Genomic DNA, 18,524 nt, shown 5'->3' with positions numbered 1-18,524 from the left:
AGCCTAAAAATTACTTTTTACTTCCTGTTCCTTTTACCTGTGTCTCAAGCTGAATGATTTTCTTGGATGAATCATCAAGTTTGTTCTGCAGGCTTTTTGAGTTTTTTTCAGTATTCTCAAGCTTTATCTGAGTAGCGATAAGCTCATGTTTGAGGTCATACAGCTCTTTTTCTTTTTCAGAAAGCTGCTCTTCCATAAGCTCTATCTGCTTTTTGGATTTAAAATAATCATCAGCAATGTTGAGCTGCAGCAATACATTCTGAGTATCTATCGGCTGTCTCTTAAAGCCATCAATCTTGTTGTATTCAGCAATTTTATTATTAATATATGAAGCAACCTTCTGAAGGTACTCTTCACTTTCATAGCCGCTTAATGTAAAAACTTTTCCACCAATTATAACTTCGGTATCTGTTTTGGATGCCATGTAACACTCCCCCTGAAAAACTCAAATGTGAAATTGCTAAATCCAAGCAATCTTTTATTTCAAAATTATATATCGCCCACGCTACTGTTTTCAAGTCCTAAATGATGATATGCAGTATCTGTAACAACGCGTCCTCTTGGCGTTCTGTTTATGAGTCCGTTCTTTATTAAATATGGTTCGTATACGTCCTCAATAGTTCCTGCATCTTCACCGATAGCGGCAGCCAAAGTATCAAGTCCAACAGGGCCGCCTCCAAACTTATTTATCATTGTCAGAAGGATATTCCTGTCAGTGTGATCAAGGCCAAGCTTATCAACATCCATAAGATCAAGAGCAATATTTGCAATTTCTTCTGTTATGACTCCGTCATATTTTACCTGAGCAAAATCACGTACTCTTTTTAAGATTCTGTTAGCAAGACGAGGTGTTCCTCTGCTCCTTTTTGCCATTTCTACAGCACCCTTTGTATCAACCTCCACATCAAGCACCTTGGCAGACTGACAGATAATCCGGCAAAGCTCATCAATATCATAGAACTCCATCCTATGTATCATTCCGAATCTGTCGCGCAGTGGAGCTGAAAGCATTCCCGCCCTTGTGGTTGCACCTATGAGCGTGAAATGCGGAAGGTCAAGCCTTATGGATCTGGCTGTAGGTCCCTTACCGATCATGATATCTATAGCATAGTCTTCCATAGCAGGATAAAGAACTTCTTCAACCTGTCTGTTTAGTCTGTGAATCTCATCAACAAAAAGGACATCCCCTTCCTGAAGATTATTAAGGATTGCCGCCATGTCACCCGGCTTTTCAATGGCAGGTCCCGATGTTATCTTAATATTAACTCCCATCTCATTGGCTATAATGCTCGCAAGTGTGGTTTTGCCAAGTCCGGGAGGTCCGTAAAAGAGAAGATGATCAAGGCTTTCGCCTCTCCCCTTAGCAGCTTCAATATATATCTTCAGGCTCTCTTTTATTTTCTTTTGTCCTATATATGAATCAAGACTTCTGGGGCGAAGAGATCCTTCTATTCTGGCATCCTCTACATTTGCCTGTGTATCAACTCCCCTTGCCGAAGTTACAATCTTACGTTTTTCCATACTATTCTTCCCAAGTTCAAAATAAATTTATTTTTTAACTCTATTGCAGTTGTTTCTTATTATGTGATAAAAGATACCCCATTATCAAAACATCTCTTTTAATGCCTGTTTCAAAAGCAGTTCAGTATCATTAGACATATCCGGATTAATAGAAAGAACCTTTCTCACTGCTTTTGTCGCATCTGCCGCATTATAACCAAGAGCTACAAGCGCTGCGACAGCCTCATCTCTTGCAGGATTCTCTGTTTCTTTTATTTCTGATGAAGAAAGGCCAGCCGCAGATGCAAGCATACTGTCTTCTGTAGCCTTAATCTTATCCCTGAGTTCAAGAGTAATCCTCTCCGCAGTCTTTTTTCCAACTCCGGGAGCCTTGGAAATTGCTCCGCTGTCTCCTGCTATAATCGCAAATCTTAAGTCATCCGGCGTCATAACAGATAATATAGCCAGTCCCCCCTTGGGACCTATACCGTTTACTGTTATGAGCATCTTAAAAAGATTAAGCTCATCCCTTGAAAGAAAGCCAAAAAGCGTAAAGGCATCCTCTTTTACGTTTGTATATGTATAGAGTTTGACCGCTTCTCCTATTCCCGGCATCCTGTCCATGGTAGATCCGGATATATTCACATTGTAGCCAACGCCATTTACATCAACTACAGCCAGTCCTTCTTCTATATTTTCTAAAATTCCATTTACATATGCTATCAATATCTTATCCCGCCAATTCTTTTAATTCATAATTTGTATTGTAACATTAATCTATAAAAATATTTATACTATTGTAATTGAACGTTTTTTCGATGGCTTCTTAAGATTTCCTTGACTTGCCTTGCAAAACAACCTACAATACAAATAACTCAACTATATAAGAGGTTGTTTATGAGTGAATTGAAAGAATTTCTAACCAAAACTAAATCTTCTCTTTTATCAGAAAAGACATTTCTTCAATGTCTCTCTAAAAAGTACGCCATCCCAGGCTATATTTCTGTTAAAAATATCCGTGGTAATAAAAGCGAGTATCTTCAATTTAAAGACACGCATTACCGCCTTGTCTCTGTTTATCTATCAAAAGACAAGAAAAAACTATGCAAACAGTGTTTTGATTCACGGCAGGATCTTGAAAAACGGCTTCATGAAATTGAGGAAGACCTGACACTTCTTGATAACATTCAATGCTCGAACTCTATGATTGTTTCATATGAGCACAACGAAAAAATACTTGAAAATGCTATGGGAATCAGCCCGGGACATAATCTTCTTTTTTATTTGCAGTATTCGGAAGAAAATAACTGCTATGTGATTCATTACTACGGCAAGAAGCAGATTCATACAGTAAACATGATATATGTCAATGAATCGTCTATCGATAAAATAGCTGATTACATGACCACTGCCGGTCTTATTGTTGACAATGACTGCAACAAGCAGCTTATATCATCACATGATCTCTATCCTGCAAAAAGTAAAAAACAACCTACTGTATCACGGACAAACTCCGGAATAAAATACAGCTTTAAAAAGAATTCCACCGATTACACCATTACTTTTTATCACCAAAAGGAAAAATATGAATTGCAATATGAACCATATTTTAGCGACAGTTCCTCCAAATTTGATGCAGAATGCGCTCGAATGGGCTTTTTTGTAGAAAAATACATAAATCAGATCAATTTCGAAAAAGAGGTATCAAAATATTATGAACGAAGACAGAATGTTCATACTGAAACATAAAGATATAGATGTTGCAATTTTGCAATTAAACAATGATGGTGAAATCATGAATCACCACATTATCAATCCTATGCATATGCCTTACCTTGGTTCAACCAAAAGCAAGCATTTATATGACTGGTGGAAACAGCGCTCAATTCCTGAAGGGAGAGAGCATCTTCTTTCCCTTCTAAAGGCATATGACTGCTCTTCTCCTTCAGAACTTCTAATGAAAAACCTGGGGTTAAGCCTTACCGATACATATTGGATATGCCCTGCAGAACTTACTTTATTATGGAAAGAAGTTAATCTATTTAAAAACGGGAATAAGACAATACATTTTCACAGCGGTGAGGGAAGAGCACATTATTCAAACTCGCCTGATGCAGCATTAAACGGATCCTTGGACAAAAAAGCCATAAACATAAAAGGGAAATGGTTTTTGGATAAGTTGAGCAATCCAAAATATGCCAATGGCATCCAAAATGTTAATGAATCATTTGTATCCTTGGTTCATAGGCAACAGGGATTTAGTGAATATACACCTTATGAAATCCTTGGCGAGGACTCTGAGAACAATAAATACAGCAGATGTCACTTTTTCACCGATGAACACTTGGAACTAATCACAGCATTTCAAGTTACCGGAGGATATAAAAATGAGGAATCATATGATTCCTCAACAGAGTTAAATAAATTCATTGATATCTGCATAAACAATGGTTTAGACTGCGGCTATGTTCAAAACTTTCTCGATTATATGATCATGATAGATTTCATCACTACAAACGCAGACAGACACTGGGATAATTTTGGAATATTACGAAATCCGGATACTCTCAAGTTCGTCTCAATGGCTCCAATATACGATAACGGAAATTCCATGTTTTTTGACATTCCACAGTACATGAACAGAGCATCACTACTGCGTTTAGAAGATAATGGAATCGATAAGCTTGAGGTAAACAGACTTCAGTTAGTACATAACAAAACTTTGGTCAATACTTCGCTTCTGCCAACACCGTTAAAAGTAAAAAAATACTATATTGAGCACGGCATTGATAGCCAAAAAGCAAAAATGATAGCAGACTCCTACAGTAATAAGCTGGATCTTTTCCTGGAGTTCCAGCACAATATTCCAATAAGTTACGACAGAGAAATGTACTACTATTTGGATGAAGTGCCATATGTTAACCAAAGACCAAATCCAAATTATAAAGATTTTTGACAATCAAAGTTGCAAGGCTCTTTGATACAAGATCAATGAGGAAAAAATTTTTCAGAAAAGCCTTTATCAACATTAATTAGTGCATTCTCAACCGACGCTTTCGCATAAAATATGGTAAAATACTTAAAGATGTCGGAATCAGTCATAAGAAATTCCATGTTTTGAGGCATACCTTTGCCACAAACTGCGTATATAACGGGATGGATGCCAAGGCACTAAGCGAAATCTTAGGGCATTCAAGTGTTCAGATCACGCTTAACCGCTATGTTCATCCGTCCATGGAGCAAAAGAGAAATCAGTTAAATGCGCTTTCATCTGTATATGCAGGGTATTGTGCGTGACTGCATGACGGTTTTAAATGTGGAATGGGCATTTGACAAAAGGGCTGTCATCAACTATTATAATTAGGTTGCTATCTTATAAAAGAAAGAGTTTGATAGTGACATTTTCGCCGAATATCTTAATCTGCGAAGCCAGTTTAGAACTATCATATCCAGTTCTTTCTAATCTCTTTGCCATTACCTATCTCCCATTGAATTATAATTAAGTGTTTTAATTACTATACTATATCCTTTTTTAGGAAATAATGAAAGTCTCTTGTCTATTTTGTGAGAGGCTGTATTTGTGGTGTACTTATTCTTGCCGGTGATATGTACTATGAAGCAAGTACCACTCTTATAACTCATCCGGGCATTGATTATGATGATGGAATACGTCACATCTATCTCTATTGCAACGGAAAGCCTAACTTTTAAGTTGCTGGCAGTGATTCGAATTCAAACTTATGTAAGAACAGCGCATCAGGCAAAATCACTATCTCTTCTGAACATAGTCAAAAGCTTCAGGAAATGCGCCAGGATTAAAAATCGCAAGGAGGTCATCGACGAATATATGAGACAATGGGACCGTGAGTTATCTATAAAACGCGAAGTCAGGGAAGAAACAAGAAAAGAGACAATGGAAGAAGCTGCATTGGAAATGATAAAGTTCTGTAAAGAAGAAGGCATTTCTGATGATAAGATTCGTCATCGTATTTTTGACAGATTCAAACTCTCTGAATCTAAGATCAGCGACCTCTTCGCCAAAGTTGACGCCGAGCAGGCTATTACAACAAAATAAATTTTTAAAAAGGAGCTTTGCATCACCGCGGTGCAAAGCTCTTTTACTCTCTATATAAATATCTGCCAAAATTTATTCAATTACGTGAATCCAACCTTCAGGAGCTTCAACAGTTCCCATTTGAATACCTGTCAAAGTATCATAAAGTTTCTTGATAACAGGTCCCATCTCGTCCATGCCACTTGGGAAACAGATTTCTCTGCCATGATCATTAATCTTGCCAACAGGGCTGATAACTGCTGCTGTTCCGCAAAGTCCCATTTCTGTAAAACCGTCAACTTCTGAAAGTTTAACAGGTCTCTCCTCGACATTAAGACCAAGAATTTCCCTTGCTACATATACAATGGATCTTCTTGTGATTGAAGGAAGAATTGAATCTGTATGTGACTTAGGAACAACAAGTCCTCCATCCTTAGTAACAAATATAATATTTGCTCCACCTGTCTCCTCAATATATGTTCTTGACTCAGCATCAAGATATACGTTCTCGGCAAATCCCTCTTCGTGTGCTGTAACGATAGCATGTAAACTCATTGCATAGTTAAGACCGGCTTTGATATTACCTGTTCCGTGTGGTGCTGCTCTGTCAAAATCACTTATCTTAACAACGATTGGTTTAGCACCGCCTTTGAAATACGGACCAACAGGAGTAACGAAAATTCTGAACTGATACTCATCAGCAGGCTTAACACCAATTACATTTCCTGTTGCAAACATAACAGGTCTTATATAAAGTGTAGCACCGCTACCATATGGAGGAACCCAGTCTCTATTAGCTGCAACAACTTCCTCTACAGCTTTTATGAATCTGTCTTCAGGGAAAGGAGGCATTTCAAGTCTCTTGGCTGAATCAACCATTCTTTTAGCATTGAGATCCGGTCTGAATGTAACAATCTTTCCATCCTCTGTTTCATAAGCCTTAAGGCCTTCAAAGCATTCCTGTGCATAGTGGAGAACACCTGAATCCTCACTTAAAACAACTTTCGAATCCTCTGTAAGGCATCCATCATCCCACTTGCCGTCTTTGAAGTTGGATACATATCTCTTATCTGCTACCATGTAGCTAAATCCAATGTTTGCCCAATCTAAATTCTTTTTACTCATAATTTTCATCCCCTTTTAGACTTTAATACGTCAAAGCGCTAATAAATATCATTATAATCCTTTAAAAGCATTCGTCAAGACTTATCTTCCTGATCAGAAGTTTTCCCCTTCTTTGCAACTTTTTTCTGCCTTGCAGCTTTCTTTATTCCCTCAACATTAAATATCTTTTTAAATGTATCAGCTTCCTTACTGGCATTGAACTTAACGTTCTCTTTATTGCTCAAAGGTTTATACTCTTTGTTTTCTATATAGGCAAGATCATAGTAGTCCTCAGTATTTGTGCTTAACTTTCTCTTTTCCAAAAGAATATTTGTGATCCACCCCACAAAAGCGTAGAACACGGCAAAAATAGGAACACCTATAAGCCATCCGATAATTCCCCATAATCCGCCAAAAAGTGTAATGGAAAAAATAACCCAGAAGCTCGAAAGACCTGTTGAACTACCAAGGATCATCGGTCCTAAAATATTACCGTCGAACTGCTGAAGCACAATCACAAAAATAAGGAATATAAGCGCTTCAATCGGATCAATGAGTACTAATAAAAGAGCTCCTGCTATTCCTCCGATATAAGGACCAAAAAAAGGAATAATGTTAGTTACTCCTACAATAACTGATATAAGTACAGGATAATCAATCTTAAGTATCAGAGCACCAATATAGCAGATAACTCCAATAATCAGAGAATCTATAATCTTACCGCCGATAAAACTCTCAAATGTGGTCTTTGTGAATCTGAATCCACCAATAAGCTCATTGGCAAAGTCTTCCCTAAAGAAAGAATAAGCCATCTTCTTGCCTACAGTTGTAAACTTTTCCTTGGAATTAAGCACATATATAGCAACAATTGTTCCTACAATCAGGTCAATCATAACTCCAACGATTGAAAAGACACTTTTTGATGCAAACTTGAACATTGTGTCAACACTAGGAAGCATAGGAAGGAGCTTTTTGGTAAGGAATTCACTTAAGTTCTCATAATATGCATCCAGCTGAGAATCGATTAACTTCTGCAACTCAGGGTTATTGCTCAAAAAAAGATTTGAATACTCATCCACATTGTTTACATATATCGGAAGATTCGTTGCTATTTCCTTAATACTGTCAATAAGCTGCGGAATAATGATTCTAAAAAGGCTATAGATAATCAGAATAAATATTACCATAGTCAAAAGAATTGCTATTTTCCTGATCTGTTCTCTCTTCTTTCTATCCTCTTTGGCATATTCAGAAGTTTCTTTTCCAAAAAGTTTATACAAGGGATAAAGAATCTTCTCTTCTATCCCCTCTAAAAGCGGCAACAAGACAAACGCAATAACAACACCAATTATTATTCCTGAAAGAGAATCCACCACTCCACCTATGGAATTTACAAGTGTTCTTCCATCAAAAATAATATAATAGGCAATCATCAGCGCAATTGCCAAAATAAATATCGTAATCGCCCAAGTCACCTGGTTTTTTTCAGGTTTAATCTTCATATCAATATTCCCCTGTCAAATCTCTCATCAATAATATATTAGTCAATCATTCCCTCTAGAATAAACTCAAGACTCTCAAGGTAATTCTCTTTTATATCTTCAATTTTACCGCCATCGCAGAGAGCTGCAATTTCAGGATCAAGCGGAATCTTCCCCAGAATATCGATTCCGTTTGACGCAGCATAGCTCTCGATTTTGCTGTTACCGAAGATATTAAGCATTTCACCACAGTGAGGACATTTCATATAACTCATATTTTCAACGATTCCAAGTACAGGAATGTTCATCAAATTTGCCATATTGATAGCCTTTTCAACTATCATCTCTACCAGATCCTGAGGTGTTGAAACAACAATAATACCGTCAACAGGAAGTGACTGGAAAACTGTAAGCGGAACATCCCCTGTTCCCGGAGGCATATCAACAAACAAAAAGTCCACATCGCCCCAATTAACATCCGACCAGAACTGTTTGACAATACCTGCGATAACAGGTCCTCTCCAGATAACCGGGTCTGTCTCATTTTCCGTAAGCATGTTAAGAGACATAACCTTGGTACCATTAGAAGTGGCTGCAGGAATAAGACCTTTTTCATCTCCCATGTTAAACTTGCCGATGCCAAACATCTTTGGAATAGAAGGTCCTGTAATATCTGCATCAAGGATACCTGTCTTATATCCCTTCTTATTCATAGCTACGGCAGAAAGTCCCGTAACAAGGCTCTTACCTACGCCTCCCTTTCCGCTGACTATTCCTATAACTTTTTTAACATGAGAATTGGGATTGGGTGCAGCTTTCATGTTATCTTCCATCTGTTTTTTAAAATCTTCCGGTTTCTTAGCCATTATAAAAATCTCCTGATTCGTACTTTTATTTATACTACTCGATAAGTTAAAAAAACATCATCTCTTGTATACATACTCTGATGTTTCCATATCTTCTTTGTCTCCCACATAGGACTCAATGATAAACCTCGGTCTGTTCTTACTCTCAAGATAAATTTTGCCGACATATTCGCCAATTACTCCGAGAGAAATCATAATCAGACCGCCAATTGCCCACACGGAAAGAACTGTAGTTGTCCATCCCGGAATTGTATGTCCTGTAAAATACCTGCCAAGTGAATAAATAAGTACAACGATACTTACAAAGAAAATAAAAAATCCGAGTCCTGTAATAAGCTTTATAGGTTTTGTACTTAAGCTTGTGATTCCCTCAACAGCAAAGCTAAGCATCTTTTTGAGAGGATATTTACTCTCACCTGCAAATCTCTCTGCTCTCTCGTAGTAAACCACATCGGTATTAAATCCTATCATCGGAACAATTCCGCGAAGGAACAGATTAACTTCGCCAAATTCAGAAAGAGCCATGAGGGCGCGCCTACTCATAAGTCTGTAATCTGCATGATTATAAACAGTATTACCGCCCATTGAATTTATAAGCTTGTAAAAAGTCTCTGCTGTAAATTTCTTAAAAAATGTGTCAGTAGCTCTCTTTGATCTGACACCATAGACAATATCAATGCCGCTGTTAAACTTATCAACCATCTCATCGATAGCGTTTATATCATCCTGAAGATCTGCATCAAGAGAAATTGCAGCATCACAAAGATCCTTGGCTGTCATCAGGCCTGCCAAAAGTGCATTCTGATGTCCCATATTTTTAGAAAGATTAATACCCTGAAAAATCTCGTTTTCCTCATGAAGCTTTTTTATCATGTTCCAGGTATTATCCTTAGATCCGTCATTTACAAAAAGAATCCTGCTATCTTTGGAAATCTTACCGGCAGAAATGAGTTCTTTTAGCTTAGCCTCAAGTCTCTTAGATGTCTCCGGAAGAACTTCCTGCTCGTTATAGCAGGGAATAACACAAAACAGTCTGTTCATATAACAATCCTTCTTATCTTTTCTCAAAAATTCACAACTAATATAATAATATAAAATGCTTTGTTTTTAAAGGCATCACACCTCAAAAAACAAAGCATCTGTTTATTATTCCTTGTTGTTTATATAATTGATAAGACCTTCCGAATCAATGATTTTTTGCATAAATGGCGGAAAAGCCTGTCCGGTAAAAGTCCTGCCGCTTGTCTCATCTGTAATAAGACCTGTATCAAAATCGATTGATACTGTATCTCCTGCCTTGATATTTTCTGCAGCTTCCTCACATTCGATAATAGGAAGTCCGATATTTATGCTGTTTCTATAAAAAATCCTCGCAAAGCTCTTGGCTATGACGCAGCTGACACCTGATGCTTTGATAGCTATCGGAGCATGTTCTCTTGACGAGCCACATCCAAAATTCTTGTCGGCAACAATTATATCTCCGGTCTTTACCTTAGAAGTAAAGTCCTTGTCAATATCTTCCATGCAGTGTTTTGCAAGTTCAGCATGGTCTGTTGTATTAAGATACCTTGCAGGAATAATTACGTCTGTATCTACATTATCACCATATTTAAAAACCGTTCCCTTTGCAGCTTTCATATCTATTCTTCTCCTTGTGTAAACAAATGTTTATATCTGATCAGCTTTGGTGCGATATCAGAGACCTATTTCTGATGGTTGTGAAACTTTACCTGTTACTGCACTTGCAGCGGCAACAGCCGGTGAAGCCAGATAAATTTCAGAATCTATAGCTCCCATTCTTCCGACAAAGTTTCTGTTGGTTGTAGAAACACATCTCTCTCCGGAAGCCAGAACTCCCATGTATCCACCAAGGCATGGTCCACAGGTAGGAGTAGATACAATCGCACCTGCATTAATAAATGTTTCGAGAAGTCCTTCCTTCATAGCCTGCATATAAATCTTTTGTGTAGCCGGAATCACTATACATCTGATTTCCTCAGCCACATGCTTACCGGAAAGAACCTCTGCTGCACATCTAAGGTCGTCTATTCTGCCGTTTGTACATGAACCGATAACAACCTGGTCAATCTTAATATCATCGATTTCATCAAAGGTATGAGTATTTTCAGGAAGATGAGGAAAAGATACCGTCGGCTTAAGCTGTCCAAGGTCAATGGTATACTCTTCGTCATATTCCGCATCAGGATCTGCCTCATATACGGTATAGCTTTTTCCGTTTGCGTGTTCATTTAAATAATTAACAGCTATTTCATCCACAGGGAAAATACCGTTTTTTCCGCCGGCTTCAATTGCCATGTTTGCAATAGTAAATCTGTCATCCATGGATAGGTTCTTTATGCCCTCACCCACAAACTCCATTGATTTGTACAAAGCTCCGTCAACACCGATCATTCCAATAATATGTAGTATAACATCCTTACCGCTTACCCACTTGGAAGGCTTTCCAACAATATTGAATTTAATGGCAGAAGGAACCTTAAACCAGCCTTTTCCCGTTGCCATTCCGGCTGCCATATCTGTTGAGCCTATACCTGTAGAGAATGCTCCGAGTGCTCCATATGTACATGTATGAGAATCAGCTCCAATTATAAGATCGCCGGGAAGTGTAAGTCCGCTTTCCGGTAAAAGAGCATGCTCAATGCCCATTTTTCCAACCTCAAAATAATTCGTAATGCTGTTCCTTCTGGCAAATTCTCTTACGCATTTGCAGTTCTCGGCTGACTTAATATCTTTATTGGGAACGAAATGGTCAGGTACAAGGGCAATCTTATCTTTGTTAAATACTCCCTCTTTATTAAACTTTTCCATTTCTTTGATAGCTACGGGACTTGTAATATCATTTCCAAGTACCAGATCAAGGTCTGCCTCAATAAGCTGCCCTGGTCTTACTTCAGAAAGTCCCGCATGGGCTGCCAAAATTTTTTGAGTCATGGTCATTTTGCTCATACACGTCATTCTCCTCTTCAATAATAGTTTATATCTGACTAAATCCGATCGGATGCGGATACTGCCTAAGTAATAAGAAATATCAAAAATATACTAGTAAATATAACATGAAAATCAGAAGCAAAACACATATCAAATTTAATCATTTTTCTTGATATAAATTAATGTATACCATGTAAGAACGCCTAAAACAGCCAGCCCGACAATACTTATGATCAGACCGCTTTTAAAACCTTCAGGGGTATATGTAACTCTTATCTCATGGCATCCTCCCTGAACAGGTATGGCCATAAGTCCGTAATCAGCAGATAAAATCTCTGTTTCCTGTCCATCAACAGTGCAGCTAAAGCCTTTGGTATATGGCACCGAGAAAAAGACAAGTGTATTATCACTAAGCATAGCTGTCTTAGCTGTAAAGCCATAAGTGTCTGTTTCAAAGGACGTGCAGGACGTGGCAGCTCTTTTGTCACATTCAATTTCAAAGTCATAGTAAGAAAAGTCGTCTTCCATGAGGTCTTCTGCAAAAAGCTCAGTCATATTAAGGGTATCGCCGATTTCAAGTGCAACTTCATCAGGAATTATAAGAACTCTGGCAAGATCAAGATCATGATCATCAGCATTTAAGTCTTCCCACTCAGACTCCTGTATGTAATAGTCATAGGTGAATCCCATCGGAATGAAGTTCTGATTCTCAAAAATATCAAAGCCGTCCTGATTATCAATGAACACATACCCTTCTGTGCCCTCACCGTTGTTGTAAACTCTGTTCTTGCTGATATCTGCATTTTCAAAATAATATCTGGCGGAAAGAATCGCTCTTGCCCCGGCTCTTGAAACAGGTATGTTGGTCTCAACAGTTCTTGTTATTCCCAAAGTTCCGTCGAGAAAGTCAAAGATTTCCGAAGGAACCGTACTTAAAAAGCAGTGAATGGAAGGAATTCCCCAGACAATATCATAGTTGGTTGAAGTGGAATCCACCTCACCTCTGCAAAAATCACTCTGATCAACATTTACTTTGTTAAACAGCATCTGCTCCTGCCACTTTTGTTTTCCTCTGTCACTGATTATAGAACTTCCATTCTTTACAGGTATAAAGGTAGCAAGAATGCAGCTGCAGATAACAACAAACAAAATCACAACATCCCTTATTTTAATAAGGGCTTTTTCTTTGTCCAGTTTACATTTCTTAGGAACAACAAATATTGACATCAACAGAAAGAAGCTCAAAATTGCTGTTCCAAGCACATCCCGTAAAAAAATCGTATTGTTCTCAGTCATGTTAAACATGACCATCTCCCCACTGTCATTTTTGGACGGGAAGAAATACACAAGGCAGAAGAACATAAACATTAAGACAGCTGCCACAGCCCCAATCTTCATCTGTCTGGATTTACCTCTTTGAGCAGCCTGAGCAGTCATAAGGCACATGAGAAGTATTGGCATGTAAAACCAGCGGGCATAGTACGAACTGTTAAACATTGAAAAGGCTGCGTTAAACACAGGGACAAAAGCGATAACAGCACATATTATGAGCATTGTCTTTTCCCAATTATGCTTTTTCTTGTTCAAAAGAAAATATGCAATTACACCGGATAGACCAAACAGCGGTAAATATGCCGCAAGCGAAGCATTTTTGACTGTTCCTGTATAAAAAAGCGTTCCCTTTCCTATGATATCCGGCAGCATGGACACACTCTTTACTATATCCCATAATAGCTTTTCGCTTGGGTACACAAGAATGTCATAACCGTTTATAAAATTATCAAGTCTGGTGTTTCCCTGTATACCTGCAAATGCCTGCATAAGGAAAAAGCCTGAGATCATAACACCAAGTATCCCGCCCAAAAGAGCTCTAAAAAAACGTCCTGCAACCTGTTTTACGGTACTTCCCTTTATGTATCTGACCACAAAGTACAGAACCATGTAAACTACCTGTCCAAAGAAGAAATAGTAATTAACAACAGACATAAAGGCAGTCATTATGGCAAACAAAATGAATCTTTTATACTTATTTCTGCCCTCTGCATCCATAAGCTCTTCAAAACAAAGGAGAAAAAGCGGAAAAAAGGCAACAGAATCAGTAAAGTGATTAAATACAATATTACATGCATTAAACCCGGAAAAAGCATACAAATAGCCGCCAATCATGGCATAGGTATACTTGTAAGTATACCTTTCAATATAAAGGTACGCACAGGTAGCTGCTGTAGCATACTTAAGTGCCATGAGAAACGGCATTAGGTATGGAATTGCATTTTCAGGGAAAAGAACTGTAATCCAAAAGAAAGGGCTTCCCCACAGATAAAAGGCAAAATCCCCAAACATTGTTCCGCCCAGATCTATATTCCAGTTCCAGAAAAACTCTCCGTTTCTTACGGCTCTGTGGGCCGCAATATAGAACGGAACCTGCTGAACATTATAATCGCCATAATAGAAAAACGGCAATCCTCTGGAAATCAAAATAGGCAGGATGGCAAGCACGTACATTAAAAACGCACTTAAAAACATAATCATCGGGGTATAATATTTCTTTTTCATTTTCACTCCATAACTTATTGCAGGCTTCACTAAACTCGAAAAAACTTCGTTAAGTAAACTTGCATTGTTCGCACTAAGCTCGAAAAAGCCCTCAGCAAGTGCTTTGCACAAAAATAGAAAGAGTATCACAAAAGGATACCCTTTCTATCATAGTCTAAAATATATTCATTTTCAAATCAGTTGTTAATAAGTTTATCAGATTCATTATTCCAGCTGTAAAGCTTTCTGATTTCTTCACCAATCTTCTCTGATGGATGCTCAGCATGAAGCTTACGCATAGCCTGGAAGTGTACCTGTCCACCGGCCTCTGACATATCAAGAAGGAATTCCTTGGCAAATGTTCCATCCTGAATGTCTGAAAGAATCTTCTTCATTGTCTTCTTTGTTTCATCCGTGATGAGCTTAGGACCTGTTACATAGTCACCATACTCAGCTGTATTTGAGATTGAATATCTCATTCCTGCAAATCCTGACTGATAGATAAGATCAACAATAAGCTTCATCTCGTGAACGCACTCAAAATATGCGTTTCTTGGATCGTAACCAGCCTCAACAAGTGTATCAAAACCAGCCTGCATAAGTGCGCAAACACCACCGCAAAGAACTGCCTGCTCACCAAAGAGGTCTGTCTCTGTTTCTGTTCTGAATGTTGTCTCTAAAAGACCTGCTCTTGCTCCACCGATACCTGCACCATAAGCAAGTGCAAGGTCAAGAGCCTTGCCTGTTGCATCCTGCTCTACAGCTACAAGACAAGGTGTTCCTTTTCCTGCCTGATACTCACTACGAACTGTGTGTCCCGGAGCCTTAGGTGCGATCATTGCTACGTCTACATCCTTAGGTGCCTTAATGAGTCCGAAATGAACATTGAAGCCGTGTGCAAACATAAGCATATTTCCCGGCTGAAGGTTGGGCTCGATATCCTCTTTGTACATCTTAGCCTGCTTCTCATCATTGATAAGGATCATGATGATATCAGCCATCCTGGCTGCCTCTGCAGTATTATATACTTTAAGCCCCTGTGCTTCAGCTTTAGCTTTGCTCTTTGAACCCTCGTACAGACCAATAATTACGTTGCATCCTGAATCCTTAAGGTTAAGAGCGTGGGCATGTCCCTGTGAGCCATAACCGATAATAGCAATTGTCTTTCCCTCAAGCAAAGATAGATTACAATCTTCCTGGTAAAAAATACGTGCATCCTGTGACATTAATTTTTCCTCCTACTATCTTGATATATTGAAAATTGAATAATCAAATTATTCGTCTAAATAAATAACGTTATCTGTGCCTCGCCCAAGACCGGCAATTCCCGTTCTGGCAAGTTCAAGAATCTCATAGCCTTCAAGGAGCTTTAAAAATGCGTCAACCTTGGACTGGCTTCCCGTAATCTCTATAATTACCGAGTCAATACTGACATCGACTATGTTACCTCTGAATATATTGGCTGTAGCAAGAATACTCTGTCTCTTATCTGCTTCTGCTTTAACCTTTACAAGAGCAAGTTCTCTGTAAACACTGTCTTTGGGTAAAAGCTCATGAATATCTCTTACATCCACAAGCTTTCTCACCTGTTTCTCTATCTGCTCAAGTATCACATCATCCCCTGACGCAACAATGGTAATTCGTGTGAATCTCGGATCTGCTGTGGTACCGGCAGTTATACTTTCAATGTTATATCCTCGTCTGGAAAAAAGTCCTGATATCCTGGAAAGTGTTCCGGGATTATTATCAACAAGCAACTGAAAAACTTTTTTTTGCATTTATACTCCCCTGTTGTATACATGTATGTAAAGCTTGGAATTTATTTCAAATTATACTCTCAATAAACCCCGTGTCAATCATTTTTTCTTTTTGGCTTTAAAGTAATAAAGTTACTGCTCCTTACACTTGGTTAAAGCCACTGTTCCGGTCCTTGCTATTTCAACAATGCTGACACTTTTTAACATCTCTATAAAAAGTTCAATTCTCTCTGATGTATCGCATATCTGAATGACCATCATATTTTTGGACATATCAACTATGGATGCTCCCATAATCTGGCAGTTTTCCATTATATCTCTTCTGTTGTCCCTGTTATATTTCACCTTTATAAGCATAAGCTCCCTGTTGATACTCATGCTTTCCTTAAAGGTCTTAACCTTGATAACATCAATCTTTTTGTTGAGCTGCTTTTCAATCTGTTCAATAGTGCGCTCATCTCCCGTAGAAACAATAGTCATACAGGAGACACTCTTATCTGCTGTTTCACCTACAACAAGAGAATCAATATTGAAATTCCTTCTTGAGAAAAGACCTGCCACTTTAGAAAGCACACCTGCTCTGTTTTCTACAAGAACTGAATATATTCGCTTCATGTCTAGTACCTTTCTTTACCCATGTAAAAACTTATCTGGTCAGTGCCATAGGATCAACAACCACTTCCATCAGGAAAGCTTTATCGTCCTTTAAAAACTCTATTAAAGAACCATCTATATCACTATTTCCATCCACCTTCATATATCCCATGCCATAAGCTGCGGCAATAAGTGAAAGGTCAGGATCTCCTGAAAGTTCAACCATTGAGTAATTATCGTCATAAGCAAAGTGCTGGTGTTCTCTGACCATGCCCAGATATCCGTTCTTCATAACAACAATCTTTACGGGAATGTCATACTGCCTCATTGTAGCCAGCTCCATCATTGACATTTGAAAGGCACCATCTCCAATCACAGCCAGTACCTGTTTTTTTGAATCAGCAAGCTTTGCTCCCATGGCAGCCGGAATTGAATATCCCATTGTTCCCATGCCGCCGGATGTCAAAAATCTTCCTTCTTTTACCTTGTAATATGAACAGGACCACATCTGATTCTGTCCCACATCAGCCACATAGATTGCATCCCTGTCAACGGCATCGGATAGTTTATTTATAAAAATTTGGGGATCAACATAAGCTGCTCCCGCAGGCTTTCTTTCTACCTGCATTTCTTTCTTGTACTCTTTTAAAAGCTTAACCCAGTCATCATGATTATCATTGTGATCATCCTGTTCCAGAAAATCTTCAAAAATATGCTTGATATCTCCAACAAGCGGAATTGTAGGACCTACATTTTTACCGATTTCTGCAGGATCAACATCTATATGAACCATGACCTTATTCTCTGTAATAAGATCCGGTCTGTTTACAGCCCTGTCTGCTACTCTGGCACCAACCATCAAAAGAAGGTCAGACTCATTCATTGCCCTGTTGGCATAGGCCTGTCCGTTGTTTCCCACCATGCCAAAATACAGCGGATGGTCTGTCGGCATAACTCCTATACCCATCATTGTAGAAACGACAGGCACATCATTTATTTCCGCAAACCTTACTATCTCATCTTCTGCTGCGCTTAAATGAACACCTCCGCCCACACAGATAATCGGACGCTTTGCCTTTTCAACTTCTTTGATGACCTTTTTTATCTGAACAATATTACCGTTTACCGTTGGCTTATATGTTCTCATGGAAATTGTCTCAGGATATGAGAACTTACCTGAAAATTCCGCTGTCTGAACATCAAAAGGAATGTCTATAAGAACAGGTCCTTTTCTTCCGCTTCCTGCAATATAAAAAGCCTCTTTAAATATCCTTGGGATATCTTCAACATTTCTCACAAGATAGCTGTATTTAACAAAAGACTCAACGGCTCCCGTTATATCTGCTTCCTGAAACACATCACTTCCGATCATATCGCTGTTAACCTGTCCGGTAATAGCAACTAGAGGAATACTGTCCGCATAGGCAGTTGCAATTCCTGTTATGAGATTTGTAGCACCGGGTCCTGAAGTAACTGCACACACTCCGACTTTCCCACTGACTCTGGCATATCCGCTGGCACAATGAGCCGCATTCTGTTCCGTACGAATCAGAACCTTTTTGATATCTGTCTTTAGCATTTCATTCCAAAAAGGATCAATTGCCACTCCTGAATATCCAAAAATGACCTCTGTATTTTCACATTGAAGACATTTTACGATTGCCTGCGCACCTATCATGAATAA

19 protein-coding genes are annotated in these 18,524 nt (G+C 38.6%); 5 read left to right on the top strand and 14 right to left on the bottom strand.

The annotated features are described in order from the left end of the window. Positions 1-10: 10 nt before the first annotated feature. The 3 genes from zapA to ruvA all read right to left on the bottom strand — a co-directional run bounded on the left by zapA (position 11) and on the right by ruvA (position 2,226). Positions 11-424: a cell division protein ZapA gene (gene zapA / locus J6O61_RS00725; protein ID WP_292208356.1), complete on the bottom strand. Its 414-nt coding sequence runs from the start codon at positions 422-424 to the stop codon at positions 11-13. A gap of 65 nt (positions 425-489) precedes the next feature. Continuing rightward, on the bottom strand, positions 490-1,521 hold the full coding sequence (ruvB, locus tag J6O61_RS00720) for a Holliday junction branch migration DNA helicase RuvB (protein ID WP_292208355.1): 1,032 nt from the start codon (positions 1,519-1,521) through the stop codon (positions 490-492). Between the two features lie 84 nt (positions 1,522-1,605). Next, positions 1,606-2,226 (bottom strand): Holliday junction branch migration protein RuvA, encoded by a 621-nt coding sequence (gene ruvA, locus J6O61_RS00715; RefSeq protein WP_292208353.1) that lies wholly within the window; start codon positions 2,224-2,226, stop codon positions 1,606-1,608. A gap of 171 nt (positions 2,227-2,397) precedes the next feature. Between ruvA and J6O61_RS00710 the strand changes: the two genes are divergently transcribed. From J6O61_RS00710 to J6O61_RS00690, 5 genes are all read left to right on the top strand, one after another. Continuing rightward, a complete protein-coding gene (locus J6O61_RS00710; RefSeq protein WP_292208351.1) occupies positions 2,398-3,249 on the top strand; it encodes a hypothetical protein in 852 nt (283 codons plus the stop codon). Further along, entirely contained in the window at positions 3,215-4,456 is a 1,242-nt protein-coding gene (locus J6O61_RS00705; protein WP_292208349.1) for a hypothetical protein, read from the top strand. Before J6O61_RS00710 ends, J6O61_RS00705 begins: the two co-directional genes overlap by 35 nt. An 83-nt stretch (positions 4,457-4,539) precedes the next feature. Continuing rightward, a complete protein-coding gene (locus J6O61_RS00700) occupies positions 4,540-4,797 on the top strand; it encodes a tyrosine-type recombinase/integrase (RefSeq protein WP_330613699.1) in 258 nt (85 codons plus the stop codon). Between the two features lie 267 nt (positions 4,798-5,064). Next, positions 5,065-5,211 (top strand): hypothetical protein, encoded by a 147-nt coding sequence (locus J6O61_RS00695; RefSeq protein ID WP_292208347.1) that lies wholly within the window; start codon positions 5,065-5,067, stop codon positions 5,209-5,211. A gap of 136 nt (positions 5,212-5,347) precedes the next feature. After that, positions 5,348-5,575 (top strand): hypothetical protein, encoded by a 228-nt coding sequence (locus J6O61_RS00690; RefSeq protein ID WP_292208345.1) that lies wholly within the window; start codon positions 5,348-5,350, stop codon positions 5,573-5,575. A gap of 72 nt (positions 5,576-5,647) precedes the next feature. Here J6O61_RS00690 and J6O61_RS00685 read toward each other — a convergent pair whose 3' ends face one another. From J6O61_RS00685 to ilvB, 11 genes are all read right to left on the bottom strand, one after another. Continuing rightward, positions 5,648-6,679, bottom strand: coding sequence for a branched-chain amino acid aminotransferase (locus tag J6O61_RS00685; RefSeq protein ID WP_292208343.1), 1,032 nt, complete (start codon positions 6,677-6,679; stop codon positions 5,648-5,650). A gap of 74 nt (positions 6,680-6,753) precedes the next feature. Beyond that, positions 6,754-8,160 (bottom strand): AI-2E family transporter, encoded by a 1,407-nt coding sequence (locus J6O61_RS00680; RefSeq protein WP_292208341.1) that lies wholly within the window; start codon positions 8,158-8,160, stop codon positions 6,754-6,756. A 38-nt stretch (positions 8,161-8,198) separates the two neighbouring features. Then, positions 8,199-9,005: an Mrp/NBP35 family ATP-binding protein gene (locus J6O61_RS00675; protein WP_330613695.1), complete on the bottom strand. Its 807-nt coding sequence runs from the start codon at positions 9,003-9,005 to the stop codon at positions 8,199-8,201. 57 nt (positions 9,006-9,062) lie between these two features. Continuing rightward, a complete protein-coding gene (locus tag J6O61_RS00670) occupies positions 9,063-10,046 on the bottom strand; it encodes a glycosyltransferase family 2 protein (protein ID WP_292208339.1) in 984 nt (327 codons plus the stop codon). Positions 10,047-10,151: 105 nt separating this feature from the next. After that, positions 10,152-10,643, bottom strand: coding sequence for a 3-isopropylmalate dehydratase small subunit (gene leuD, locus J6O61_RS00665; RefSeq protein ID WP_292208337.1), 492 nt, complete (start codon positions 10,641-10,643; stop codon positions 10,152-10,154). A gap of 57 nt (positions 10,644-10,700) precedes the next feature. Beyond that, positions 10,701-11,972 carry a 3-isopropylmalate dehydratase large subunit gene (leuC, locus tag J6O61_RS00660; protein ID WP_292208335.1) on the bottom strand — a complete coding sequence of 424 codons (1,272 nt, stop codon included), beginning with the start codon at positions 11,970-11,972 and terminating at the stop codon, positions 10,701-10,703. A 138-nt stretch (positions 11,973-12,110) separates the two neighbouring features. Further along, the gene (locus tag J6O61_RS00655) at positions 12,111-14,510 is read right to left on the bottom strand and encodes a YfhO family protein (RefSeq protein WP_292208332.1); all 2,400 of its coding nucleotides are present in this window, start codon (positions 14,508-14,510) and stop codon (positions 12,111-12,113) included. A gap of 176 nt (positions 14,511-14,686) precedes the next feature. After that, a complete protein-coding gene (gene ilvC, locus J6O61_RS00650) occupies positions 14,687-15,715 on the bottom strand; it encodes a ketol-acid reductoisomerase (RefSeq protein WP_292208330.1) in 1,029 nt (342 codons plus the stop codon). Positions 15,716-15,763: 48 nt separating this feature from the next. Next, complete coding sequence (gene ilvN / locus J6O61_RS00645) at positions 15,764-16,267, bottom strand: acetolactate synthase small subunit (protein WP_292208327.1); 504 nt, start codon at positions 16,265-16,267, stop codon at positions 15,764-15,766. 111 nt (positions 16,268-16,378) lie between these two features. Continuing rightward, positions 16,379-16,861, bottom strand: coding sequence for an acetolactate synthase small subunit (ilvN, locus tag J6O61_RS00640; RefSeq protein ID WP_292208325.1), 483 nt, complete (start codon positions 16,859-16,861; stop codon positions 16,379-16,381). Between the two features lie 31 nt (positions 16,862-16,892). Beyond that, the gene (ilvB, locus tag J6O61_RS00635) at positions 16,893-18,518 is read right to left on the bottom strand and encodes a biosynthetic-type acetolactate synthase large subunit (protein ID WP_292208322.1); all 1,626 of its coding nucleotides are present in this window, start codon (positions 18,516-18,518) and stop codon (positions 16,893-16,895) included. Positions 18,519-18,524 lie beyond the last annotated feature (6 nt).

It is taken from the genome of Butyrivibrio sp. (assembly GCF_017635265.1).
Taxonomy (GTDB): domain Bacteria; phylum Bacillota; class Clostridia; order Lachnospirales; family Lachnospiraceae; genus Butyrivibrio.
The sequence above is the reverse complement of the archived record's forward strand: the minus strand, read 5'-3'. Positions and strand labels throughout refer to the sequence as shown.